General features: G+C 42.8%; 17 protein-coding genes, 1 tRNA gene and 1 pseudogene. 8 read left to right on the forward strand and 11 right to left on the reverse strand.

Annotated elements, in window-relative coordinates:
- Positions 1 to 31 precede the first annotated feature (31 nt).
- Complete coding sequence (locus QUB20_RS10185; protein WP_333249378.1) at positions 32 to 1,531, reverse strand: NAD(P)/FAD-dependent oxidoreductase; 1,500 nt, start codon at positions 1,529 to 1,531, stop codon at positions 32 to 34.
- Positions 1,532 to 1,738: 207 nt separating this feature from the next.
- Between QUB20_RS10185 and QUB20_RS10190 the strand changes: the two genes are divergently transcribed.
- The 3 genes from QUB20_RS10190 to QUB20_RS10200 all read left to right on the forward strand — a co-directional run bounded on the left by QUB20_RS10190 (position 1,739) and on the right by QUB20_RS10200 (position 5,962).
- Positions 1,739 to 3,430, forward strand: coding sequence for a hypothetical protein (locus QUB20_RS10190; RefSeq protein WP_333056355.1), 1,692 nt, complete (start codon positions 1,739 to 1,741; stop codon positions 3,428 to 3,430).
- A 110-nt stretch (positions 3,431 to 3,540) separates the two neighbouring features.
- Positions 3,541 to 4,536, forward strand: a complete 996-nt coding sequence (locus QUB20_RS10195) for a pentapeptide repeat-containing protein (RefSeq protein WP_333056353.1) — start codon at positions 3,541 to 3,543, stop codon at positions 4,534 to 4,536.
- Between the two features lie 91 nt (positions 4,537 to 4,627).
- Entirely contained in the window at positions 4,628 to 5,962 is a 1,335-nt protein-coding gene (locus QUB20_RS10200; protein ID WP_333249375.1) for a serine/threonine-protein kinase, read from the forward strand.
- A gap of 202 nt (positions 5,963 to 6,164) precedes the next feature.
- On the opposite strand, the gene QUB20_RS10205 is transcribed toward QUB20_RS10200, so the two are convergent.
- From QUB20_RS10205 to ndhL, 5 genes are all read right to left on the reverse strand, one after another.
- Positions 6,165 to 8,588, reverse strand: coding sequence for an ATP-binding protein (locus QUB20_RS10205; RefSeq protein WP_333249373.1), 2,424 nt, complete (start codon positions 8,586 to 8,588; stop codon positions 6,165 to 6,167).
- Between the two features lie 1,184 nt (positions 8,589 to 9,772).
- Complete coding sequence (locus QUB20_RS10210; protein WP_333056350.1) at positions 9,773 to 10,408, reverse strand: DUF6658 family protein; 636 nt, start codon at positions 10,406 to 10,408, stop codon at positions 9,773 to 9,775.
- Between the two features lie 893 nt (positions 10,409 to 11,301).
- The gene (trpA, locus tag QUB20_RS10215; RefSeq protein WP_333249370.1) at positions 11,302 to 12,099 is read right to left on the reverse strand and encodes a tryptophan synthase subunit alpha; all 798 of its coding nucleotides are present in this window, start codon (positions 12,097 to 12,099) and stop codon (positions 11,302 to 11,304) included.
- Between the two features lie 313 nt (positions 12,100 to 12,412).
- Positions 12,413 to 12,718 (reverse strand): DUF3007 family protein, encoded by a 306-nt coding sequence (locus QUB20_RS10220; RefSeq protein WP_333056347.1) that lies wholly within the window; start codon positions 12,716 to 12,718, stop codon positions 12,413 to 12,415.
- Positions 12,719 to 12,934, reverse strand: a complete 216-nt coding sequence (gene ndhL / locus QUB20_RS10225; protein ID WP_193972727.1) for an NAD(P)H-quinone oxidoreductase subunit L — start codon at positions 12,932 to 12,934, stop codon at positions 12,719 to 12,721.
- 198 nt (positions 12,935 to 13,132) lie between these two features.
- Here ndhL and QUB20_RS10230 point away from each other — a divergent pair.
- A tRNA-Leu gene (locus tag QUB20_RS10230) sits at positions 13,133 to 13,217 on the forward strand.
- 279 nt (positions 13,218 to 13,496) lie between these two features.
- On the opposite strand, the gene QUB20_RS10235 is transcribed toward QUB20_RS10230, so the two are convergent.
- From QUB20_RS10235 to QUB20_RS10255, 5 genes and pseudogenes are all read right to left on the reverse strand, one after another.
- On the reverse strand, positions 13,497 to 15,404 hold the full coding sequence (locus tag QUB20_RS10235; protein ID WP_333249368.1) for an ATP-binding protein: 1,908 nt from the start codon (positions 15,402 to 15,404) through the stop codon (positions 13,497 to 13,499).
- Positions 15,405 to 15,554: 150 nt separating this feature from the next.
- A complete protein-coding gene (phnD, locus tag QUB20_RS10240; RefSeq protein WP_333241195.1) occupies positions 15,555 to 16,445 on the reverse strand; it encodes a phosphate/phosphite/phosphonate ABC transporter substrate-binding protein in 891 nt (296 codons plus the stop codon).
- 362 nt (positions 16,446 to 16,807) lie between these two features.
- Positions 16,808 to 17,265: pseudogene (locus tag QUB20_RS10245) on the reverse strand (7-cyano-7-deazaguanine synthase).
- Between the two features lie 60 nt (positions 17,266 to 17,325).
- On the reverse strand, positions 17,326 to 19,101 hold the full coding sequence (locus tag QUB20_RS10250) for an ATP-binding protein (RefSeq protein ID WP_333249087.1): 1,776 nt from the start codon (positions 19,099 to 19,101) through the stop codon (positions 17,326 to 17,328).
- 241 nt (positions 19,102 to 19,342) lie between these two features.
- Complete coding sequence (locus QUB20_RS10255; protein ID WP_333249090.1) at positions 19,343 to 22,066, reverse strand: DNA methyltransferase; 2,724 nt, start codon at positions 22,064 to 22,066, stop codon at positions 19,343 to 19,345.
- A gap of 290 nt (positions 22,067 to 22,356) precedes the next feature.
- Between QUB20_RS10255 and QUB20_RS10260 the strand changes: the two genes are divergently transcribed.
- The 4 genes from QUB20_RS10260 to QUB20_RS10275 all read left to right on the forward strand — a co-directional run bounded on the left by QUB20_RS10260 (position 22,357) and on the right by QUB20_RS10275 (position 25,105).
- A complete protein-coding gene (locus QUB20_RS10260) occupies positions 22,357 to 23,232 on the forward strand; it encodes an urease accessory protein UreD (RefSeq protein ID WP_333249092.1) in 876 nt (291 codons plus the stop codon).
- Positions 23,233 to 23,385: 153 nt separating this feature from the next.
- On the forward strand, positions 23,386 to 23,688 hold the full coding sequence (gene ureA / locus QUB20_RS10265; RefSeq protein ID WP_015179363.1) for an urease subunit gamma: 303 nt from the start codon (positions 23,386 to 23,388) through the stop codon (positions 23,686 to 23,688).
- A 33-nt stretch (positions 23,689 to 23,721) separates the two neighbouring features.
- Positions 23,722 to 24,033, forward strand: coding sequence for an urease subunit beta (locus QUB20_RS10270; protein WP_333249095.1), 312 nt, complete (start codon positions 23,722 to 23,724; stop codon positions 24,031 to 24,033).
- Between the two features lie 67 nt (positions 24,034 to 24,100).
- A complete protein-coding gene (locus QUB20_RS10275; protein ID WP_333249098.1) occupies positions 24,101 to 25,105 on the forward strand; it encodes a DUF91 domain-containing protein in 1,005 nt (334 codons plus the stop codon).

Raw genomic sequence — 25,105 nt, forward strand, 5'->3', positions numbered from 1 at the left:
GTTACATAATCCGTTGCCGAACTTCCTTCGCTTATAAAAATTGTCCTGTAACATCGGAATTTACCAAAGTATTCGCGCACAAAATACCCGAGGCTGCGACGGCGGGGACGCCAATTCCCGGCATGGTGCTGTCTCCCACGCGATACAAGCCTTTGACTGGTGTTTGCGGGCCGGGAAATGTGCCTTTTCCGGCGGCAATTGCAGGCCCGTAAGTTCCTTGATATCGGCGCAAAAATCGGGCGTGGGTTAGCGGTGTGCCGATCGACTCTAAGACTATCCGCGATCGCAAATCCGGTATAATTTTTTCTAAAGCTTGAAACAGAGATTGCGATCGCTCTTGCTTTTTCTGCTGATACAATTCGCCATATTCCCAACCTTCGTAAGGTTCCAATGTATAAGCGTGAATGGCGTGATGTCCGGGCGGCGCGAGAGTTGCATCCCACACTGTAGGAATCGAAATCATGCAAGTATTTCCGGGTACTGTAATGTCAATCTTGCTGTCGTGAACGACGACGTGGTGGCCGGTCAAACCTTCGAGTCCTTCGGCTTTAATTCCTAAATGTAGGTGCATGAAACTGTCTACTGCTGGCATCGACAAAGCGTTTTTTCGGTAGCTTTTCGGCAAATCTTCAGGCCGCAGTAATTTTGTATAAGTATCCCAGATTGTGGCATTGGAAATGACAATTGGGGCGCGGATAATTTCGCCATTTTTCAAGCGAACGCCGCTGGTTTTGCCGGATTCAACTAATATTTGCTCGACGGGAGTTCCCAGGCGCAATTTTCCTCCCCAGCGCTGCAAGCCTCTGACTAAAGCATCGACGATCGCACCGCTGCCACCTACAGGATATTCGATCGCACATCGCGATCGTTCGCCAATCATAAAAGCTATTTCCGGCGCGACAGTTCCGTGCGCTTTCAAACCCGACAGCAAAAAGCACTCCAAATCGATCAAACGTCGCACCCAAGGGTCACGCACATCGCGATCCATCAAGGAACCTGCTGAACCCGCGATCGCACCTACTAGCGGCAACAGCTTCAGCAAAGCATGCGAGTACCGAGACAGCAAAACAGGTATCAACTGCCAGTCGGATCTCAGCGCTAAAGCCGGAATTCCACGCAAAGCTTCATACAAAACTAATAAATTTTGTTGAAATTGCTGTAATTCTACAGCACCTTGCGGTGCGAATTTAGCTACAGCATCTAAGTAACTTCTCGCATCAGCATAAATTGGTAAACTTCCCTCTGGAAAATGGTAATGCCCCAGCGGATCGTAAGAAATTGCTGCGATCGATTCCTCCAAAACATCAAAAACTTGCCGCAAAGGATTGAACGAGCGGGAGTCAGTCAAACCGCAATAAAAAGAAGGCCCCGAATCAAAGTGAAATCCCCGGCGCGAAAAGCTGTGAGCTGCCCCGCCCGCTATGATGTGGCTCTCGCAGACGAGCACCTGCTTCCCGTAGCGAGCTAGCATCGAGCCTGCGACTAAGCCCCCAATACCGCTCCCAATTACGATCGCATCAAAGTCTTGCATTTATCAAATGTGGTATAATTGTATTATTTCTTGCTAAGTGTTGACCCGCCCAAAAACGGGTACCGTGCCACCTACGCTCCTGAGTGGAGATACTAAAATTTTAGACTCAAGTTCTGGTTCCCAGATTCACGGCGCTGCAAGTAAATCTCAAATCTAAAATCTCAAATCTAAAATCGACTGACAGGGTATTTTTATGGGAGGAAAACTATGAAAGCTTTATCTATTTTAGATGAAGTTGTTCGCGAATTAGAACAAGACGTGAATCTCTCGCGCATTAAAAAAATAATATTTTTTGCTTGTAAAGAGTTCTGGGAAAACGACCCTGCCCAACTCGCCAGCGCCGATGTAAGGATTTTAATTGAAGAACTGTGCGCCAAATACAGCAGGTTAGAAGATATTGAAGCTGTTTTAAATAGTATAGTCTCTAAGGTTAATAAAAAAAACGAGTATGCTTTAGTAGCAGACCTCATAGTCTGTCAACTTAGCAGGCTGTATGAATTTGAAGACTTCACCAAATTAGAAGTAAACATATCTAGTTTTGGCGGTCAGGAATCTCCCGCATTTGAAGAACACTTTAGTTCGGAAGTACCCAGCAGCGAAGAAAGGGCAAGAAACCCCGGCACTTTATTTGATGTGCGACAAAAAATTTTGCAGCAAACAAATCCGCTGAGGGCGAAAATCCTCATTTTTTCTACTCTTTATCACCAGTTTACTTTTAGCGATCGCGACTGGCTACTTCTGAAAACTCAAGAACTTGACAATCTACTGCGACAACTGTTTAATGTCTGTACCACCCTAGCCGAACTGGAATCTCAGTTGTACAGAACTGCTAGCAATCTCGACAACAGAGATGAAAACGACCAAGCAGCGAGCGTAATCATCAAAGCGATGAATCCTTGTTACGCAAAAATGCAACAGGAAGAACCCCATGAAGCCGAATCTTCGGCTAGTGAAGATTACGATCAGACACATTTAAACAACAGTGTTTATCAAGAGATCGAGCTGGTGGACAAAGGCAGCGATTATTTTGATCCAGGCGAGATTACCCACATCCTTCAAGCTGCTCCACCTCACTATCATTATGACCCTCAAAAGAGTTACTTAGTGCCGGACACGGCAGAAAATCTACCGTTTCAAGAACCAGAAACCAGCAATAATTATCCTACTGAGTTCAGACAGGAAATGGTAGAAACATTCCCAGTTGCAGAAATGCCGACTATTATCGAAATTTTAGAACCTGCTGCTCCTGTTATTATAAATATTAGCGATTCCATCAAACGCAAGTTGGGATTGGAAGAAGAAATGACAGAATTAGTCAGTCAAAGTGCTAACTCCGCCACAGCGCAAATAGAAAATATATTCACCCAGTTAGAATCAGCCTTAAATGGAAAGTTTTCAACCGGAAGTGCAGAGGATCGTTTGTACTGGAAATATAAAAATCTCAGAGAGTATGTAGGCAAAGTTCAGAAGTTTACCGATAAATTGCTGGAAATTTTGATTGAATTGGAGTCAAAAGAAAGCGGAAAAAATCTTTCTAAAATCCCAGAAAATATGGCAGACAATATTTCCGAAATCCCGCCGGAAAACTCTAGCCCTAAAGCAAATCAGTATCAGCTTCTGGAAATGGCAAAACAAGGCAAACCAAAGGCGATCGCCCAATTGATCAATCAATTGCTACAGCCTAAAGGAATTGCTGCTACAGTAGGATTTAAAGACGGTTGGCTCCATGTGATTCTGGAGTCTGCTGAAGTACCAAACCAACAGACTACAGCTACATACATTCACAAAAAACTGTGTACTTTAAAATCAAAATATCTTACTCATGTGAAAATTCACGGGCGACAGTTAGGCAGCAAAACAGTTTCTTGGACTCAAGAATTTGTCAATCAAAATCATTAAATATCCCGACTTAAGTCAGGGGCTAGAAAAACTAATTCCGCCTGCGCGAACAGAAGAATTTTAACAAGTCTAGAAATAGCAGATTGTACCTAATTCACCACAAAAAAAATATGAATGCCAGCGAAATTTTAAGGCGATATACATCAGGAGAACTAGATTTTCAAGGTATGAATCTCAGAGGGGTATACCTGAGCGGTGCCGATTTAATTGGCGTCAATTTAAGTAATGCTGACCTCTGGGGTGCAAACTTAGCGATGTCGTACCTGAGCAGAATTAACCTTCAGCGCGCAAATTTAACTAATGCAAAGCTGTGCGGTGCTAACTTAAATCAAGCAAACTTGAGCGGAGCAAATTTGTCCGATGCAGACTTCCACGGAGCGACTTTGCAAGGTGCAGACTTTCGCAGAGCCAATATCTCTTTGGCAGTTTTTATTGATGCAAATTTGAGCGATGCAGATATGCGAGGTGTGAATTTGCAAGGTGCAGATTTGCGCGGGGCGTGCTTGCGGGGTGCAAATTTGCGGAAGGAGGTGCGGATTTTTGAGGGTGCAAATTTGCGGGGTGCAAATTTGCAAGGTGCCGATTTGCGGGGCGTCAATTTGCAAGGTGCCGATTTGACTAAAGCTAATCTCAGTCACGCTAATTTGACAGAAGCATCTCTGGGGGAAGCAAATCTGACTCAGGCGAATTTGAGCGAAGCTATTTTAGATGGCATATATTTGACTGAAGCAACTTTGGTAGAAACAAATTTTTCCTGGGCTGTAATGACAAATGCTAAATTGGAAAGAGCTGTGTTAATTGATGCTGAATTTGCTGGCGCTAACTTGCGGGGTGCATTTCTTCCTGATGTTAAGTTGAGCAATGCTAATTTAGTTATGGCTGACTTGAGTCGAGCTAATTTGGTGAGGGCTGATTTGAGTCGAGCTAATTTGAATCAGGCAAATTTGAGTGAAGCTGATTTGACTGATGCTTACCTGGCTAGAACAGATTTGCGGGAGGCAATTTTGCACCGCACAACTTTGATTAGGGCAGATTTGAGCACTGCTAATTTAGCGGGGGCTCAGTGGCGCGGTACAATTATGCCGAATGGAGAAATGCACGGATAATTACTTGTACTAGCAATTTAACGCTCTCGGCAAAATAGTTAATTTAATAGTTAAGGAAATTTCATATAATTAAAAAAAAATAGGCAATGCTGTGTTAGAACCAGGAAAAATCTTACAAGAACGTTATCAATTGCAACAGCGTTTAGGGCGCACAGCCGCCGGTCATCAAACTTGGCTAGCAGTAGATTTAGAGTTTCAAGAACAGGTGACGCTGAAAATGTTAGCTTTTAGCCCGGAAATGCAGTGGGAAGAACTCAAGCTTTTTGAAAGAGAAGCACAAGTTTTGCAGGCGCTAAATCATCCCCGCATTCCTTGCTATCGAGATTATTTTTCCCTGGAGCGGGAAGCCGGAGCAGGATTGCCTTGGTTTGGATTAGTGCAAGATTATATTCCGGGATTTTCACTTCAGGAATTTTTAGAAAATGGTCAGCATTTTTCCGAAAAACAAGTACGAAAAATTGCCACTGAAGTGCTAGAAATTTTAATTTATTTGCATGAATTGAGTCCCCCGGTTTTGCACCGAGATATTAAGCCGAGTAATTTAATTTTGGGGGAAGATCAGCAGGTTTATCTAGTAGATTTTGGTGCGGTACAAGCTCAAGCGGCGGTGACAGGTGTAACGTTTACAGTGGTAGGAACGAGTGGCTATGCACCCTTAGAACAGTTTTGGGGGCGGGCGGTGGCGGCTTCGGATTTGTATGCTTTGGGAGCTACTTTAATTCATTTGTTAACGGGGGCGACACCTGCGGATTTACCACAGAAAGATTCTCGGATTCAGTTTAGCGATCGCGTGAGTGTCAATCCTACTTTGGTAAGCTGGATTGAGAAGATGACGGAAATCGGGTTAGAAAAGCGTTTCCGCCTGGCTAGAGAGGCTTTAGCCGCTTTGAAATCGGGCAACATACAAGGAGCTAATCTTCAAATTGCGACTGTTCGGAAAATTGCTAAACCGCCTCACAGTCTCATTCAAGTTAGCAAATCAGCGACGGAGTTACACATTAAAATTCCGGCTGTCTTAGTCAGAAAGCCTTTATTATCTGCTTATCTAGGAACAGTAATGCTAATGACATTCATCCCGACAATTATTCCCTTTTTAACAGGAAAATTGAGCATAGGGGTAGTAATTTCGGTACTTATAATAGGTTTATTAGTTAAGGTTATTTTTGAGATAAAGCAAGTTAAATTTAATCGCAAATTTTTTAAAATAACACATCAGGTATTGGGGTGTAAATACTTACAAGAAACAGGAGAAATATCAGAAATCTTGGGTGCTTTCATTCACAATAACTCTCTTTCGGGAAATCAAATCAAGATTCGTGCCGGTAACGATATGGGAACTTACTTTTATGTTTTAGGAAAAAATTTGACAGAGGTTGAGGCGGCTTGGTTAGCGCAAGAAATTCAAGATTGGTTAAATTTAAGATAAATTTTTGTAGGCGAAGCCGTGGTGATTAATTTTTTTGTATAATAGATATCTCCCAAATAAAAATTGGTGACGCGCTCACTTATAGGGTGTCTAAAATACAACTTTAAAAGAGTTATGCTAAGGCTTTCAAAAAAAGACCCGAATTAAAGTCAGTATATCTTATTACGCGATCGCCCAAAAAACATTAAATTTTAATTCAAATTTATCCCTTCACAGGTAAAACGATCGCAAACTCAGTGCCAACTCCCGGCTCGCCATTCACCTCGATGCTTCCGCCATGTTTCTCTACCGCAATCTGGTGGACAATTGCCAACCCCAATCCAGTTCCTTTTCCGACACCTTTCGTCGTGAACAAATGGTCGAATATCTGCTGTTTAATTTCCTCTTTGATTCCGGTGCCGTTATCAGCAATTTGAATTTTAATGTACCCTTCGCCAACTATATCAGTGCAAATCGTGATGCGGTTGGGATTGGCGGTAATTTCGCTAAAAGTGCGTCCTATATTTGACTCTTCTAAGGCATCGATCGCATTGGCAAGGATGTTCATGAAAACTTGATTTAATTGACCGGGAAAACATTCTATTTTAGGGAGATTGCCGTATTTAGTGATAACTTCGATCTGCGGGCGGTGTTCGTTTGCTTTGAGGCGGTGTTTCAAAATTAAAATAGCGCTATCAATGCCTTCGTGAATATTAAAAGGAACTTTGTAGTCTTTGTCGCCTCGCGAGAAGGTACGCAAACTGTTGCTGATGCTGCAAATGCGTTCGCACCCAAGTTGCATTGAATCAATCATCTTCGGTAAATCTTCCAAAAGATAATCGATGTCTATCTCTTCGGCGTGGTCGGCAATTTCCGATGGCGAGGCATCGGAGCGATACAATTCTAAGTGTTCGATTACATCTTCCAAACTCCTTTTACCTTCGCTTAAATTGCCAGAAATAAACCCAATCGGATTGTTAATTTCGTGGGCGACTCCGGCGACTAAATTGCCCAAAGCTGACATTTTCTCGCTTTGGACGATTTGCAGTTGCGCTTGTTGTAAATTTTTTAAAGTTTGTTCGAGCTGTTGATTTTGCTCTTGCAAAAGTTCTGCGGCTCGCTTGCGCTCGGTGGCATCCACGCCCAAACCGATAATCCCGATTGTCTCGCCCTGGGAATTTTTTAACTGCACTTTGGTGACTTCTAAATAGTGCAGTTTGCCGTCAACAAGTCTGAGAGTTTCGTTGGAGTAATGCGGCGAATCTTGGGCAAGGCAGGCCGCATCTGAAACCAGACAGTTCGCTGCATTCTCTCCGAGTATATCTTTGTAATGATCGACAGCTAAAAACTCGCTCAGAGGCACGCCCACATCTTCACAAAATGTCTTGTTGAAAAACTTTACTTTACCTCTAGGATTAACCATCCAAATCCAAATCGGAGCGACATCAAGAATCGCTTGCAGCATTTGTTTCTGCTCCGCAAGCTGAGCTTCGGTTCGGCTAATTTTTACTAGCGATCGCTCTAATTGTTGGTTATAATCCTGATATTTTTTATAGAGCAGAGCATTTTGCAAACAGATGGCTGCTTGGGAAGACAGGAGATTGAGAAGTTGCAGTCGATCGCGGGTAAAAACTCTTGCGGTTAAGCGATTTTCCAGATACAAAATGCCGACTAAGCTGCCTCGATCGAGAATCGGCCAACACAACAGGCTCTGCGGTTGATATTTGAGGATGTAGGAGTCGGAATCCCAATCACGTTGTTGAGCGAGATCCCGAACAATCACAGGTTTCAATAAATTTTTAACGCAGTCAACAATTTTGAGGGGCAAGATATCGCTGTTGTCATCGAGTTTTGCGGATGATAAGTCGATCGCCCACTCGACTCCCGAATTGTCGAGCGTGCTGGTAGCCGCGATTTCCCATTGATTGCCGTTTGGTAAAATCAGCGCTCCTTTGTCAGCTCCTGTATTTTTCATCGCCAGTTGCATGAGTTTGGCAATCAGTCGATCGAGTTCTCTTTCACTAGAGAGCGCTTGACAAGCTTTGAGCAGTGTTGAAAAATTCCCGAAATCTGAGACACTCGCCGAAACAGACGGATGAATGGATGGATGAATGGATGGATGAATGGATGGATGAAGCGATTGATTTTGCCCAGCAGGTGTTGGAAAATTTGCTAATGAATTTGCAGGGAGTTTTGCCTGTTCTAAAATCGGTTTTAATAATTGAGGATAACGTTTTTCTAAGTCATCAATTTTTGCTCTGTCTCCCCAGCGGACATAGCAATCATAGGCATCTATCATGTAGATTCTGGCAATTTTTTCCCTTCCTAATGACAGGTAAAATTTAGCAGCGAGTTCGCAGGCAAGAGCTTCTTCATTGACATATTCGTTAGCTTTAGCTCCGGTAATAGCTCGATCGTACAGTTCCATTGCTTCTGCTGTCTGTCCCAAAACGCCTAGCAATTCTGCCTCAACCAGATCGAACTTGTGTTGGTAATTGATCGGCGTATGGTGCGCGAATTCTTTGAGTTTTTTCTGACTAGCCCCAACGCGATCAAGGATTTGTTGGCGCTCCGCCGGTGGGGCCTCTGCATAGATTGCCAAATCTGCCAGCGCATCATAAAAGTCGTGCATCATCGTTACTAGCATCAAAACACAATTCCCAAGATAAGGTTTACCTCCATTTCCCCTGTCGATTGGCTGCGGATTACTGCTCTAATATATCCTGAATCCGTGGCCTCTTTTTGCTAAATTTTATACACCTCTATATAGCAGGTAACAGTCAAGATTAATTGAAAGATTGGAAGGTTTAATGTATTTGTAAATAACCGGTCTGCATTTCAGTCTGTCGAAAATTTCTCTTCTGTTTAGGACTATTTCTACCGATGTAATTAACGGTCGCTAATGCAACTTTTGGAGATTTGGGCAGCACCGCCTCCCGGAAATCCTCCGCCACAATAGCGTAGGTTTGAGAATTTTAGCGGCGGGTTGTCGGTCTTTCTCGCCCATGAATCGATCGATAGCCGATCGAGAATCTGTGTACGATTGCGCGATTGCGCGATCGAGCGATACCCCGGTATTACCCTAGTCAAATATACTCCATTTATTATTGTGTCCATATTGGCTGACCTCAACCCAGACATTAACTTGACAAAACTTGGTCTATCTATCTTAGGGCATAAACACCATAATTTTCGAGCTGTAGATCAAAAAATCAAATTATCTATTAAAAAATAATGTTTTATACTTGAGCGATCGCGATTAAAGCTGTTTACTTACGTATAAGTTTCTGCTCTTAATCTCAAAGGCGATTAAATAAACGCGAAATACCGTATAAACACTGCCTTGTCATGTATTGAAAAATACACACCTTAATTAATTGAATTTAATATAGCTCGATCGCCCAAATTTCCGCAAAGCCGATCGAAAAGTTATTACCTTAAAAAGTCCAAATACAATCTATATATATTATAAAGAATCCGTCGTGAGAGCAGTGGCATTCCAGTCCCCCGAATTTATCTCGCGCAAGTCAATGCTTCAATTCTTTAATCTTTAATCTAAAATCGATTTACCGAAAGCATCCAGGATACAGGCCCCGAATTTATCTCGCGCAAGTCAATGCTAAAATCTAAAATCTAAAATCTAAAATCTAAAATTGATTGACTTTACCTACATTCCGACAGAGGTTAAAACCCCTGTCGGAATGTAGCTTCCAGAAAAGGAAACAGCGTTATTTGAGATTAGTAGTCTGTCGCTCTTTGGGCCTATCGTTGAGTTCAGTCAATATCTCGATTCACTTTCGAGCAAATATCGTCTGAGGCATCTTGAGCCTTCTATCTTGCATCTCGTGCTGCATCATTGATATTTTCTTGGCCGCCGGCGGTATTATATCTCAGAGACTCAGTACCCTCTGATACTCTTTCTTTTGCTCCCTCGGTGGCTTCTTTAACAATATCTTTTGCTCCCTTCAAGCCTTCGCGAGTGTTTTCTTTAAGATTAGCAAAGCCTTGTTTGGTTTTGTCGCCAAAGTCATCAGCTTTCTGCTGGGCGGTGCGAGCATCCTCCTTGATCTTTTCGCCAATTTGGTCGAGTTTTTCAGGCGCATCATCCGCTACCCGCCGCACATTTTCACCTACATTGTTGCTAGATTTCGTGTCAATGCGGCGCTGCGCTTGATCTTTGAGAAGCTGAGCTTTTGCTTCTGTTGTTGTCATCTTTTTGTTTCTAGGATCGACATCGCTGTAATCGTTCATGCCGCCTTTGAATTCGGACGTTACAGCGCCGCTCGGCACTTCTTCTCTAATTTGGTCGGCAGTTTTTCCTTTTCCTGTCATCACATCAGTTTTTCCTGCCATAATATCAGGGGCGCTGCTGCAGGCCGTACTCACAAATACTAAAATGCCAGCCAGAAAAACTGTTAAAATTTGTACAGCTCGAATTTTTTTCAGAAATGCAGTTAGTGTCTTCATAAAAATGCTCGGTAAGTGGGAAACAAGCGTGGCTTGAGCCCTGAGAAGGAAACGACGCGGCGGTTTCAACCGCTTTGAATCGCCTTTCGGGGTTGGAGAGGTATGGTTGCCCCTCCGATGGAGATATGGTTGTCTCCTTTCTCCCTTGCGGGGTAATGTTCGCCTCGACCTGGTTATAAAGGCTTGTTAGACCTGCAACACTGTTTCAGTGACTTTAAAACTGTTTAATTGCAGATGACAGAGCGGAAAACTGGCGTCGCATTCACCGGTGTCGTGACCTAAATAACGTCTCCGCCATGCGGGGGGTCTGGTCAGAACAGCTTGCAATTTCTTACAAGCTCAGTGGCACTTAGCCCTGAGTTCCTGACAAAAATGCTCCTTTCTATTGTGAGATGCTCAAATGCCTGGTGGTTTTGTAGATGGCTAGCCTTACCAAATTAGGCACTTAAACACTTTTTTAAGTATACGAATAGAAACCGTAGCTTTTCATCTATCCCAAGTTACATTCCTCAAGTTATAGTAGGAGGAAGAAGGAAGAAGGAAGAAGGAAGAAGGAAGAAATAAGAAGGAAGAAGGCTCTTCAGCTTGGCGAGCGGAGAGAAATCACCAATCAGGAAGAAGGAATGAATAATCCTCAATCTTTTACCCATTATTAAAAGTCGCAGCACACCCCACCGGAGAAGGCAAAGTCGTTTGCATACATAGCTGTTTGGTTCTCCATGCCTCCACTATGTTGAAATGTTGTGCGTGTTCGGCTCAAAAAAAACCTTCTAGTCAGGAACTAGAAGGAATGTGGTGTATTATCTCAAGTACAACAAGGTCTTTAATCGCAATTGTGATGGCACATCCCGATCGCACACATCTGTCTAATGGCTGAAAGTATTGTACAGTTACTAAGGATTTTGAATCGCTGTTTTTAGACTTTTGCAGAATTCGCCGATCGCCTCTAAACCCTGTTCGGGAGTTCCTTCGGCCAAGCGTTTGACAAAAGCACTGCCAACAATCACAGCATCTGCACCCCATTCTTTCACTTGGCGAGCGTGTTCGGGTTGCGATATACCAAACCCGACGCCGATGGGTTTGTCGGTGACGGCGCGAAGTTCTTGCAGCAACTCTTTTGCTCTCGTTTCTAAGCCTTCGCGTACTCCCGTCACCCCCGTCACACTGACTAAGTAAATAAATCCTTGAGACTGACGAGCGATCGCTTCTATACGGCTTTTGGGACTTGTCGGAGCAACTAATAATGTTAGTTCAATCCCTAATTTGTTGGCAGGTTGGATGAGACTGTCTGCTTCTTCTAAGGGCAAGTCTGGTACAACCAATCCCTGAACTCCAGCACTTTTGATTTGCTGCAAGAAGGTTTCTATACCTCGGTACAAAATTGGGTTGTAGTATGTGAAGAGAATGATGGGCGATCGCAAATTCGGACTAACTTTCGCTACCATTTCCAGCACCGCATCTAACCGCGTCCCCCGCTGTAGAGCCCTTGTAGCAGCGGCTTGAATCACCGGCCCGTCAGCTAGCGGGTCAGAATAGGGAACGCCAAGCTCGATCGCATCTGCACCATTGTCATCCAAAATTTGCAGTGCTTTAGCCGTTGTCTCCAAGTCTGGGTCGCCAGCAGTAATAAAAGGAATCAATGCACATTGGTGGTTCTTGCGTAACTTTTCAAAACAATTAGAAATAGTCATTAGTTATTAGTCATCAGTCATTGGTCATTAGTCATCAGTCATTAGTCATCAGTCATTGGTCATCAGTCATTGGTCATTAATTCGTAGTCAATATTCCTATTCCTTGGTTTTTAGTCCGTAGCCCTTATTTCACAGTTTATTGCTAAGGACTAATAACTAAGGACTAAGGACTAATGACTAATACAGCATATTCCATGTATGTGTGATACACGCAATATTCCGAAATCCCGTGTAAGGTGCGTCGCCATCTATAATCTGCAAGTTTTCTCCAAGATATCGCAGCGACGCACCCTACCAAACTAATGACTGATGACTAACTATCTTTTTCCTGCTCAATTTCGGCTTGAAGTTTGGCTAATTCTTCAGGAGTGAGTGCATCCAGTTGCTTCTGCAAGACAGCTTCTTTGTAGTCTTGCAATTGCTGGCTGTAGGTCATATTTTGAGTCAGTGCTCGAAATAAATAAGTCACCAGCCAGCCAATCAAGCCAGCAACCAAAAACAACTGACTCCAAATCCCGGCATTCATACTGTCGAGTCCGGCAAATTGCAGTAGCAAGTAGACAAACCCACCTGCTACAAAAAAGCCGACACTGATTCCAATTACGTCAATACGTCGCATTTAGGCTTCTATCTGCCGCCGTTTGGGCCGAAAATTCAAAAATGGAGCTAGGAGAAACATACCTGGGAAGAAGAAGAACATCAAGAAGTACATGAAGCCACGCTCAAAAGAGGTAGCGACGTACCAGCGGCTGTTCAGGTAAGCGTAGGTGGCCGCGGGTACTACCAGGAGGTAGGCTCCTGCCAAGACGGCGTAAAGCAGTAAGGTAATATACATAGATTTGCTTTAGGGGAATAATAACACCGGTAAGTCAGTTGACACGCTCCGTTAGCTGGTTAACTATTGTACCGCTTGCGGAGATCCAGCGCGACTTTTGGGAATTTTTTGATTAGGGGTTGCGTAAATCGGGGTTTTGCCTGTAGAATAAAAGGCTGTTGCTGTTAGTGGCTCAAAACCACAGCAGCTTGACCAAAGGGGGGCGTGGCGGAATGGTAGACGCTACGGACTTAAAATCCGTTGACCCGAAACGGTCGTGTGGGTTCAAGTCCCTCCGCCCCCATCCATTTCAATCGTTTGTGATTCAACGGTTTCAGATTTCTTGTCACCAAGAGTTCTGTTTTCCGCTCAATTTTCGCGCTAATGGTTTTTTACTAAGTCCAAAAGCGCCTCTATATCTGCCCAGTTCGCCCCGACTTTTTACGTCGGGCTGTCAACTGGTTGAGCAAATCGGCTGGTTTGGGAAATTGGGCGGCTGTCGGAGCTGAGTTTAAATAGTCGAATAACAAATTATGTGCCGTCGTTAACACATTAATGTCCTCAAAATAGACAATATCTAGCTTCAAGTTTGAGATGAGGCGGGGAGTGCGATCGCAAACTCTGCTCCCCCTCCCAAAGATGAAATTACCTCTATTTTTCCCCGATGTTTTTCCACAATTTGGTAGCAAATTGCGAGTCCGATACCAGTGCCTTTTCCTGGTTCTTTAGTTGTAAAAAATGGGTCAAATAGCTTGTTTTGGATTGCGGATGGAATGCCAGGGCCGTTATCGCAAATTCGCACCAGAATTTGGCTACTGTCCAACTTTTGCGTCTGAATTAAAATCTGAGGATTTTTCCCTTTTTTAGAGTCATGGGATGATTGTTCTAGTGCATCTATCGCATTTGCTATAATATTCATAAATACTTGATTTAGCTGCGCTGGATAACACTCTACTTCTGGCAAGTCTCCATAGTTTTTGACAACTTCAATTCCCTGCTTGAGCCGACTGTTCAAAATCAACAGTGTATTGTCAATGCCTTCATGAATATCAACTAATTTCATTTGAGATTCATCTAAGCGAGAGAAATTTCGCAAAGACAAAACTATTTGCCGGATGCGTTCTGAACCTATTTTCATAGATTCAAGAAGTTTTAGTAAATCTTCTGTGATAAATTCTAGTTCTATTTCTGCGATTTCTTCTGCGATCGCCTCTGTGGGTTGCGGGTATTCCTGCTGATATAGACGAAGTAAATGCAGCAAGTTTATAATATACTCGTTGGCATATTCTAGGTTGCCGTGAATAAAGTTAATAGGGTTGTTTATTTCATGGGCTACCCCTGCCACCATCTGCCCTAAACTCGACATTTTTTCGGTTTGAATTAACTGGGTTTGGGTGTGTTTAAGTTGGTGAAGCGCTGCTGTAAGCTCTTCTGTTCTTTCTTCTACTCGCTCTTCCAAAGTTTGGCGACCCAGCTCTAATTCCTCCGTGTATTCTGCTACCCATTGAACTAATTGATTGATGGATTTTGCTAAGGTTCCCACTTCATCTTCTGTGGTGACAGGCGCTTGCAAATCAAAGTTTGCTTGTTGAGTAATAGTTTTAGCCACGCTGGTTACAGCTTGGATAGGGATGGCGATCGCGCGGCTGGTACAGATGGCTAGAAAAGTAGCGATCACAACTGAAACTAACATACTCACTACGATGATTTGCACTCGCAATTTTTCAGCTATATTAAAATTAACAGAGGCTTGTCTTTCCTGTGCATTAGCTACTTCTGTCATCAAGCTCAAACTCTCTGAGAGTCGCTCAAACTTAACATCGAGCTTAACAGCTCTATCCCCTCTGATTAAATCCAATACTTGCTGCTGCGCCTGTTTAACGTCCTCTGGTTTTAGTGAGGAGGGAGCTATTTCTTTCCAAAAAGAGGTGAGCAATTTAGAATACGAATCTGTCGCAGTTGTGTAACCGTCTAATAATTCCTTTAATTCAGCATAATTTACTGCTAATTCTTCCGAGTATTCTTCACTAAAAGTGTCTATTTCTGCAATATTTTTTTTAACTGCATTAACATCTTTCGAGAACTTAGCAGTTTCATATTCAAACCAGATTGAATCTCCCAAGATAGATATTAGTCGTTTGGGATGTGACTGGACTACCTGCACGGAATATTCTAAATCCCTGAGCAAATCTTGTTGATCGTCGGCGAAGGTTAAAGCTTTGAAAGCTTGCTTTTGGTAATAGTCTCCACAGATCATTCCCCCTGTGGTTCCTAGTACGGCTATTCCAATTGCTAGGGAGTAGCCATAATTAATTTTTTGGGCAATGCTTAAGCGAGAAATGAAACGGTTAATTGCAGTCAAGGGAGTTTTTTTGAGAGGATTTTTGATGTCGCGAGATCCTTCAGTGACAGCGGCATTATTTTTTCCTCTATTTAGGATAAGGTTTTTGAACCTCACAGCCCTATTCTCTCCCTGTTCAAACTTTTGCATACTGGCAACCTGAGCTAAATATTAACAACTTTATCAATTAGTAAATGCACGTAAATAAACTTTCTGATTCCTAGTACCAAATGTTCCCTATAGTTTATGGATTAAGGGCTAACGCCCTACTACAAAGTAGGCATTAGATAAAACTTAACCTTAAAAAACATTCCCCTGACCAATAGCTTTATAAACTTCACGAATCATGTTATAATCACTGTCGTTTGCTGGCACCAGTTTAGCTCCTTGATACTTATCATTATCTTTCCCAACTAAAATTGCTTCAATTAGCTGATCTTGATTTTCGACCAGGCGATCGCGAATTTCTTCAACAAGAGTATTAGGCAGATTACTACTAGCAACAAACAAATCATTAGGTAAGGGTTGCCCTGTGGCAATAATCCGAAAATCCTTGGTTGACAAACTGTCTGTTTTGAGTAAATCTTTGTATCTATTCACACCAATTGCTAAGGCATCAACTTGGTCTTTTTTGAGAGCCTGCAAACCCTTGATTCCCAACATTGAGATTTTGAAGTCGGATTGGGGATTTAAGCCAGCATCCAGGAGAATTTTAATCGGGCTTAGATGACCACCAGTTGCACCTATTTCCCACATAGCTATTGTTTTACCTTTCAATTGTGCTGCGGACTTAATTTCGCTATTGGCACGAACAAGAATAATTGAGTGATAGTCGGGGCGGGTGATGGCAATGATGGGAACAGCATTTGTCCGGGCCCGCATAATCACATATTCAGATGGCCCTGTTAGAGCTAGTTTTAGCTGACCAGACTGGAGGGCTACTGCTGCTTCTATATAGTTATCGACAGGGAACAATTCAATTTTTTTCTCCAAAACTTCCCCAAGAACAGTGCGAAAGGTTTGATAATTTTGCTGCAAATCTTCTGCACCATGAACATCAGTCACAGCAAATTCAAGGGTTTCAGGTTCACTTACGGCCAAACTGGAAGAAGTGCGATTAGATTGATTTACTGTTGTAGAACAGCTTGCTACAAACAATAGCGATAACCCAACAAAATGCCGCCGCTTCATAATTTTTAGGAGTTTGAGTGGCAGTTGAAAATTGCATAACTATTATAAGCTATTTGGAAGCAAGTTTCATTAAAATAGATTATCCGTTGGTTAAGCTTCAGTCAACTGTTGTGGCAAAATTATTAAGAAAATTTTTATCGAGGGGTTTTATGGTTGCGAGTATCAGGCAGCGGATCTTGTAAACTTAACTCATTAAACGCTGCCAGCTTTAACTCAGGAGCGCTAATTAAATAACTTACAATTTTAATTGTTATTGTGGGATGGGCGTCCCGCCCGTCCAAAAAGGACGGGCGGGACGCCCATCCCACTTTCAAGAGTGGAAGTTATTTAATTCTCATTCCTCACAGGAATCGCCAACGCCGTCAGCAATCAGCAACTTTACCGCCGCCGTAACAAAACCAAGTTTTTTTGCAAGGCACTCCCCCATTATTGCCTAATTTAATGATTGCTGTCTTTTTTAGCTCAATCAGAGGTATTAAGATAGAGAGTGCATCGCCTTCTCTCCCCTATTATGCCCCGATCCGAAATACTTCTTGCATGGCTTGAATATAATGGGGGCGACAGTCTCGATAGCCGGAATAATCTAAGTGTTGACACTAATGTAAACGCGATCGGCGTTGAGAGTTTCGACCCCGGAGATGCCAAAACTTAGAAAAATTGTATTGCGATCGATAACGTAGGTGATGGGCAGGCTTTCGGAGATTGGATCGAGGGTGCGATCGCGCTTAAGCGTCTGGCTATCCTGCAACCGCTTTGAAGGGAGCGATCGCCTCAACGGATCTCTGATGGGGTACAATCCCGTATCACCAGCACGCCTCAAGAGGACTTTGATTGTCTAATTTTTGCACGTCCAAACAAAAACGAAGTCGCCCCGCGAATATTACACAGCAACTGGCAAAGTAATCACAAATTCCGTACCCTGTCCTATTTGAGAATTCACCTCTATTTTGCCTTGATGCTTGGCAAGGATTTGATAGGAAATAGCCAATCCTAATCCAGTACCTTTGCCGATCGACTTTGTAGTAAAAAATGGGTCAAAAATCTGTTGGGCACAGGCTGCTGCAATTCCCGGCCCGTTATCCCGAATCTTGACGGTGACAGTATTGTCGGCTGTAATTTCCGTGCTCACCCAAATCGTTGGCGAATAGCCTTTGTCTTCCTTTTTCACCTCCTCCAGCGCATCTATTGCATTACTAATAATATTCATAAATACTTGATTCAGTTGCGCGGGATAGCACTCAACCGCAGGCAATTTGCCGTATTGTTTAATAACTTGAATACCTTGTTTGAGCCGATGATTGAGAATTACGAGGGTGCTATCAATTCCTTCGTGAATGTCGGCTGATTTCATTTTTCCGTCGTCCGATCGCGAAAAATTCCGCATGGATACGACAATTTCGCGAATGCGATCGGCTCCCATTTTCATCGAAGAGAGGGTTTTTGGCAAATCTTCTCTGAGAAATTCGAGTTCAATGTCTTCGATGCGCTCTAGAATGGCATCTGGTGGGTTGGGATAGTATTCTTGATAGAGAGTTACCAAACCTGCCAAATCTTCGATGTATTGGTTGGCATAGTCAATGTTGCCCCCGATGAAGTTGACAGGATTGTTGATTTCGTGGGCTATCCCTGCCACCATTTGACCGAGAGATGACATTTTTTCGGTTTGAATTAATTGGGATTGAGTTTCTTTGAGTTCTTTTGTATACTCACTAACTCGCTGAATCAATTGATTGAAAGAGACAGCTAAAACTCCTATTTCGTCGTCGGTTGTGACTGGTACTTGCAGGTTAAAATTCGATTCGCGAGCGACTTGCTGAGCGACATTAGTGACGGTTTCGAGGGGTTGGGCGATCGCGCGGCTGGTTTTGTCCGCTAGCGCCGCGGCGATGAGTGCTGAAATTAGCATACTTCCGAGAATAATTCGGTTTCGCAAATTTTCAGATTCTTCTAATGCTTGGGTTCCTTCCTGTTTGTGAATTTCTACTTGAGAAATTAGCTCAGTTAAACGTTGAGCGAGGTTATCTAGTACGATCGCCTCTTGGCCGCTGCTAGTCCTCAACATTTGTAGCTGTGCGGACTCGATGCTGTTGGGGGGCAAATTCCAAACTTCCGCTTCTTTTAACTGCAATTTAATTAGCTGACCGTAGTAATCAATGACGAGGGCAGATTTCTTCAATATAGCGTGCAATGCTGCCTCTTCTGTTGCTAGTCTCTTGGGATGTTCTCGTGCGAAAGATTCAAGTTCTGAAATCAGGATTTTGGCCTGATTGATTTGCCCGACAAAGCGATCGTGTTCGTATTGCAGCCACACGGCGTTTCCCAAAACGACTGGCAATCTCGCCGCGTGCGATCGGGCTTCAAATACGGTATTTTGCAAATTTTGCAGCAGTTGCTGCTGCTGCCCAGCAACATTTACCTGAACTAAAGCTTGCTTGTGAAAGTAGTCTCCCAATCTCAGTCCCGCACCAGTTCCCAAAATCGCTATGCCGATAGCTAAAGCATAGCCATAGCTGATTTTTTGACCGATCCGCAAATAGTTGAATCGTCCTTTTAGCCAACTTATATTAATGTTTGAATGGTGTAACAAGGTTTTTTTAGCAGAGTGTTCTTGCTCTACTTTGCTATCTTGGGGCTGAGTGTGGGTAAATAATAACATTGAAAGCTCCTCCCAAAACAATCAGGAGTAATTGAGCGAATAAATGCAGAAGGCACTTATGCTGAAAGCAGAAAGCTGTTTTGAGTGTTTAATTTTTAAATTTTAAATTTTTAACTCAAAAATCACAACTCAAGACTCAAGGCTTCCCCTAGTATCTCTCTTTTTCGACTAGAGTGTTTGTGATCTATATCAACAATCTATGTGATTATACGCAAATTTACAAAAGTTATGATAAGAGCGATTAGTATTTGTAGTCAGTTGGAACACAAGCCCCAACTACCGGCTCTCCCCGTTTTTCTTTTTCTGCCACTTCTAGGTTTAATTCCAGCACTTTTGCTAAAATATCGTCGCTGTCAGTAAATCCATAAGCTGCATTACATTCGCGATCGAGCGCTTCATGAAGTTTATAAAGTTGACTTGTGGGTTCTTCAAAAAATTTATTGTAAAGTTGAGTAATTCCCCACTGCTTTGCGGACATTTGTTGAGTGCGGTATTGATGCAATTCGACCGCCGTTGCCCGAATTTGCTCTACTGATTTACGAGTCGGTGTCTGGGGAAATGGGAAAGTTTCAAAGCAGGTATTGTGGGTGTATGCGATATCTCCTTTGAGAGTTGATTTTTGAGCGTGCATCCAAATTCGGTGAATGTTAGATGAGAGAATGCCGAGAATATAAAAGTCTTCTGAGGCAACAACTACTGATTTGTCTCCTGGTAGCCAACTAACGGGAGCGGGAATGAAGATAGCCCACTTTGAGACTCTCGGTACAGTGAAGTAGTGAGATAAAGGGGCGATCGCCTTTCTCATTCCTTGATTAGTACGCTTAAATCTCCACCACTTTTCTCGCAGAATAGCTTCGCGGTTTTGCTCGCGTTCAGGTTTAACATGAATCCTAATATGCTGTAATGGTAGTTCGTAATTGCTAGCTTCTTCCATACTCATATCATTAAAATCAATAATCCAGCGTTCCGGCTTACAATTAGGAGTTTTTGCTAGATTTGCCCCCATTGAAAAAAGTTTAATAACCTCTTGATTTTTCGCATTAGCTTTAATCCAATCATTAACCTGTTGTTGAGTAACAATGAATCCCATTCCCACTGGAATCACGCCTTGAAAGCATTTGTTTAAATTCGCTAACAATCTGGAAGATTGAGAAACATCAATTGTAGCTTGTAGTGAAGAGTTAATACTTGAAACCACGAGGTTATCTAAATAGTAAACTTTCTGCTTTTCCTTGCTCCAGTTAATCAAACTAACATGAACCTTAGCTTCCCCCGACCAAGGCTGAGTAGAAACGGCTGCATAAATGTGACCGCTATTTTGCGCGACATAATCTAAAGCAGCAGCACGACTTTTACCTTGACTGATTGAATTAGTAGCAACTAAACCAGCCCTGCCATTGAGTTCTAAATTATTGTGAGCAATGCGAAACCAATAAGCACAAAAATCAACCGAATCTTTCACATCAGGAAAGCGTTTAAACACTCGGTCAATATATTCATCTCCCAGGGCAATCCTCATGTGCTTTCCGCCTAAAAACGGAGGATTGCCGATAATCGCGTCAGCCTTCACCCAATCAGTAAATAAAGCATCAGCACAGACAATATTTTTATCCAAAGTATCTAAAGGCAGAGAAGGTTCTTTCAATCCCAAATTATCGATCGCCACCTTGCGGCCAATCATCAACGTCACCCGCGCCAACTCCACTGCAAACGAGTTAATATCCATGCCGTAAAATTGCTGCGGCGTGACTAAATTCATATAACCTCTTGTACCGTCGAACTCGTTTAGCTTATCTAAAAGTAACTTTTCAACTTGCTTGAGTTCCTGATAAGCTACATACAGAAAATTACCCGAACCGCAAGCCGGATCTAGGACGCGATAGCGACCTAATTCTTGGTGCAAATTTTGCAGTTTGGCTACGGTATTTGCAGCGTTAATTCGCTCTTCCCAGTAATAGCTAATTGTGGGCAAAACAATGCGGCGAATGTCTCCCTCTGTAGTAAAGTGAATCCCGTAAGCGCGGCGCTGTTTTTTATCTGTTTTCAAAGCCGATTCAAAGATATTACCAAAAATAGAAGGGCGTACCTGACTCCAATTTTGTTCGGCACAAACTTCTAATATTTTCAACTCTCCCTGTTGCAGTTCAATGGGGTGTATTTCCGAAAATAATCCGCCGTTGAAATACTCGACTCCTTCATAACGTCCTGCGGGCGTGACTCCCTGCTGATTCATTGCTTGAAATAAGCCGCCCAAGACATCGTAAGAACTTGCTCCTTCTAGGCAATCTTTGACGCAGCGAGTAAAGAGTGCCGACGGCAAAAGTCCCCTATCTTCGGCAAACATTGCTAAGACGCATTGCAACACAAATCGCTGGGCCTGAAACTGATTAAATTTAGCAAATTTGCGCTCTTTTCCGCGATCGATTAGCATTTCCAGTAGCATCCCCATTCTGCTAGCAGCTTTTTCGGTAATCTCGACTTGGTTGTTTTTGAATATGGGGCGGCGGCTGGTAGATTCCATGAAGGCAAAAGCGGGCGATCGCGCGGGCAATTGCTTTAGGGATATAATGTCTACAGGCTGATCCGGCTGAAGGTCGAAATCGTAAATGTGAAACTCGTCAAAATTGCACATCATTACGTAGCGCGGGCGATCGTCTTTTTTGAGGCGAATATAATAGCGTTCTGTTTGGGTGCGGTGTTCTCTTTTAGTCAAATCTTCACCGCGCTTTTTCATTTCAATCAAAACGTGCTTTTTCCACACCAAATCAGCAAATCCCATTTGACCTTTTTTGCTACTTTTCTCTATCCGTTCCTCATAGGTTGCGCCGGCTTCTAATGCCCCATCGTGGCCGAAAGCCTGGAAGAATCGGTCTAAAAATACTTGTGCTTGTCCTTTTTCATCGCCTGTAATGTGTTGTTGGCAGTAGGTGACGAATTTTTGGAGGCTTTCAGGGGTTGCTGGCATGGGAGGATAATTTAAAACGCATATTAATTAGTATAATCTGATATCTTGTATTAGTGTTATCTTTTGTCATAGCCCGCCAGGGACTGAAGTCCCTGTCTAATAGCTAAAGTCCTCTGAAGAGGACTGGAAAGAATATGTTATTTTTTTCCAAAAAATTTGATACTATTTATTTAGTCCTCTTTCAGAGGACTTTAGCTGTGAGCCAGGGAATTAATTCCCTGGCGGAATGTTGGGTAGCGGGTAGTAATACTATATAGTTAATAATCTTTATTATTAACTCCCAAAAATCTGTGATTCAAAAATCGACTGAAACACCTACAAATAACATTCAAACTGGATGGCACGGCCACCTCAATTTAGCCTACGCTAACCGCAGCGGTGCAACTCAAATTATTCACAATCAAATGCAAGCGCCCCTCAAGGTGCAGCGCCCGTTTTATCCTGAAGGGAAAGAGATTTGCCACAGCGTCATCTTGCACACGGCTGGGGGAGTTGTCGGGGGCGATCGACTTTCCAGCCATTTTCACCTCCAACCCAACGCCAAAGCCTTGATTACCACGGCCGCCGCTGGTAAAATCTATCGCAGCAGCGGACTAGAATCACAACAAAATATTGACATTCAACTAGAAACCGGTGCTAATTTAGAATGGCTGCCACAGGAAACAATAGTTTTTGACGGCGCAATATATCGGCAAAATTTGCGGGTAGAATTAGCACCAACAGCGAGGATTTTACTGTGGGAAATTACCAGATTTGGACGCAGTGCTAGGGGCGAAAAGTTCTTGTCTGGAGAATGGCGATCGCACACCGAAGTCTGGCAACAAAACAGTCCTTTATGGATTGACAGACAATTGCTCAAAGGAGGAGAAAAAATGCTCGAAAGTCCTCACGGCCTCGCAGGAAAACCCGTAGTCGCCACCCTCGCTTGGGTAGGCGAATCTGTTACAGCGGAACTGGTGGAGAAAGTGCGCTCTTTGCCATCTGAGGCAACAATTTATCCTGGTAATTCCACCGTCGGCGTCACTCGTATTCCTAACGGTTTGCTGTGCCGATATCGCGGTACATCAACCACCGCAGCTAGAGACTGGTTTGTCAACATTTGGCAATTGCTGCGCTTGTCTTTTTCACAAGGCCCTTGCTGTTTGCCCCGAGTTTGGATAAAATAGGATGATCTTTGAGTTTCAATATATAGTTGCCCTCCTAACTAGATTATTCCTCTCTCTCTTCTCTGACTCTGCGCCCTTTGCGGTTTAATCATTCAGAAACAACCGTAAACGATATCATAACCAAATAATGCGATCGCACTTACCAGAATAAAAATGCAACTCACCCCCCAAGAAAAAGACAAACTGCTGATTTTCACCGCAGCCCTGGTAGCAGAGCGCCGGAAACAAAGAGGTTTAAAATTAAACTATCCCGAAGCACTAGCCTACATTTCCGCAGCCATTTTAGAAGGAGCAAGAGACGGCCTCACCGTCGCCGATTTAATGAGTTATGGAACAACTCTCCTGACGCGGGAAGATGTGATGGAAGGGATACCGGAAATGGTGCATGAAGTCCAGGTTGAGGCGACTTTTCCCGACGGAACTAAGTTGGTAACAGTACACGATCCGATCCGTTAAAAAATAAACCGCAGAAACTCATAGGAGGAAAAGATGATTCCAGGAGAAATGATTGTTTCAGCAGGCGAAATAGAATTAAATGCCGATCGCCAAACGGTGCGAATGCTGGTAGGGAATACGGGCGATCGCCCGATACAAGTCGGTTCCCACTACCATTTTTACGAAGCTAACGAAGCCTTAGAATTTAATCGAGAACAAGCAAAAGGAATGCGATTGGATATTCCGGCGGGAACAGCAGTTAGATTTGAACCTGGAGATGAAAGGGAAGTGCAATTAGTACCTTTTGTAGGTAGTCGTGAAGTCTACGGCTTTAATGGAAAAGTGAACGGTATGTTAGATGAATGAGGTTTTTAGAGGGACGAGACTTTTTGGCAGAACTTAAAAAGAATAATTAGTAGGAGTATAATTCGATATGCCCGATCAAATTAGATTGTGGGAAATATCAAAGGATAAATTGAAGGAAATTACCCAATCTAAGTTAGACTTAGAATCTCGTTTAGAAACCTGGCTAGATAATGATATTTCAATCCTAGCAGATGATCTCTTGGTAATTGGTCGGCAAGTGATTACTGATTATGGTGGACAACTTGATCTTTTATGTATAGATAGGAACGGAGATTTAGTCATTGTTGAGTTAAAGAAGGACAAAACATCAAGAGAAGTAACAGCACAAGCCTTGGATTACGCCTCATGGGTTAAGGATTTGTCAAACGAGAGAGTTAGAGAAATTGCCAATGCTTATTTACGGACTAAAAATGGCAGTAACTTAGAAAAGGCTTTTTGTGATAAATTTAGCTCAGAATTCCCTGATATTTTGAATGCTCAGCACAACATTATAATTGTAGCTGCACAGATTGATAGTAGTTCTGAAAGGATTATTAAATACTTATTAGAAACTTATGGTGTGAGAATCAATGTCGCAACATTCCAGTATTTCTGTGACTCTAGTGGTAGAGAGTTACTAGCAAGAAAATTCTTGATTGAGGCTGAAATAAAACCTGTAAATATAATATCAAAAAGAAAGCCCAACTTGACCCTGGAAGAATTAATTGAAATAGCAGAGAGCAATGAAGTTGGAAAAGTGTATAGACTACTTTACAACGAAATTATACCACAAATATTTTGGATAAATACAACAACAAGAGGTCTGGCATTGAGAGGAACAAGTCAAAATAGCCAAGTTATCTTCAATATTTTGTTAACTGAAAGCACGCCTAGGGAGGGTCTAAAGTTTAAGGTATACATAGATAGATTGTCAAACTATTTAAACATTGATGTAGAAGAGTTGGCTAATTTGTTACCTAACTATCAAGAAATAGCACAAGATGATTTCTTTGGTTCAATTGGTGAAGGATTCTTTAAAACAGAAGAACAGGTGAACCAGTTTGTGGGAAAATTAAATCAAGTAAGGAGCTAA

Source organism: Microcoleus sp. B4-C2, assembly GCF_036705265.1.
GTDB lineage: Bacteria > Cyanobacteriota > Cyanobacteriia > Cyanobacteriales > Microcoleaceae > Microcoleus.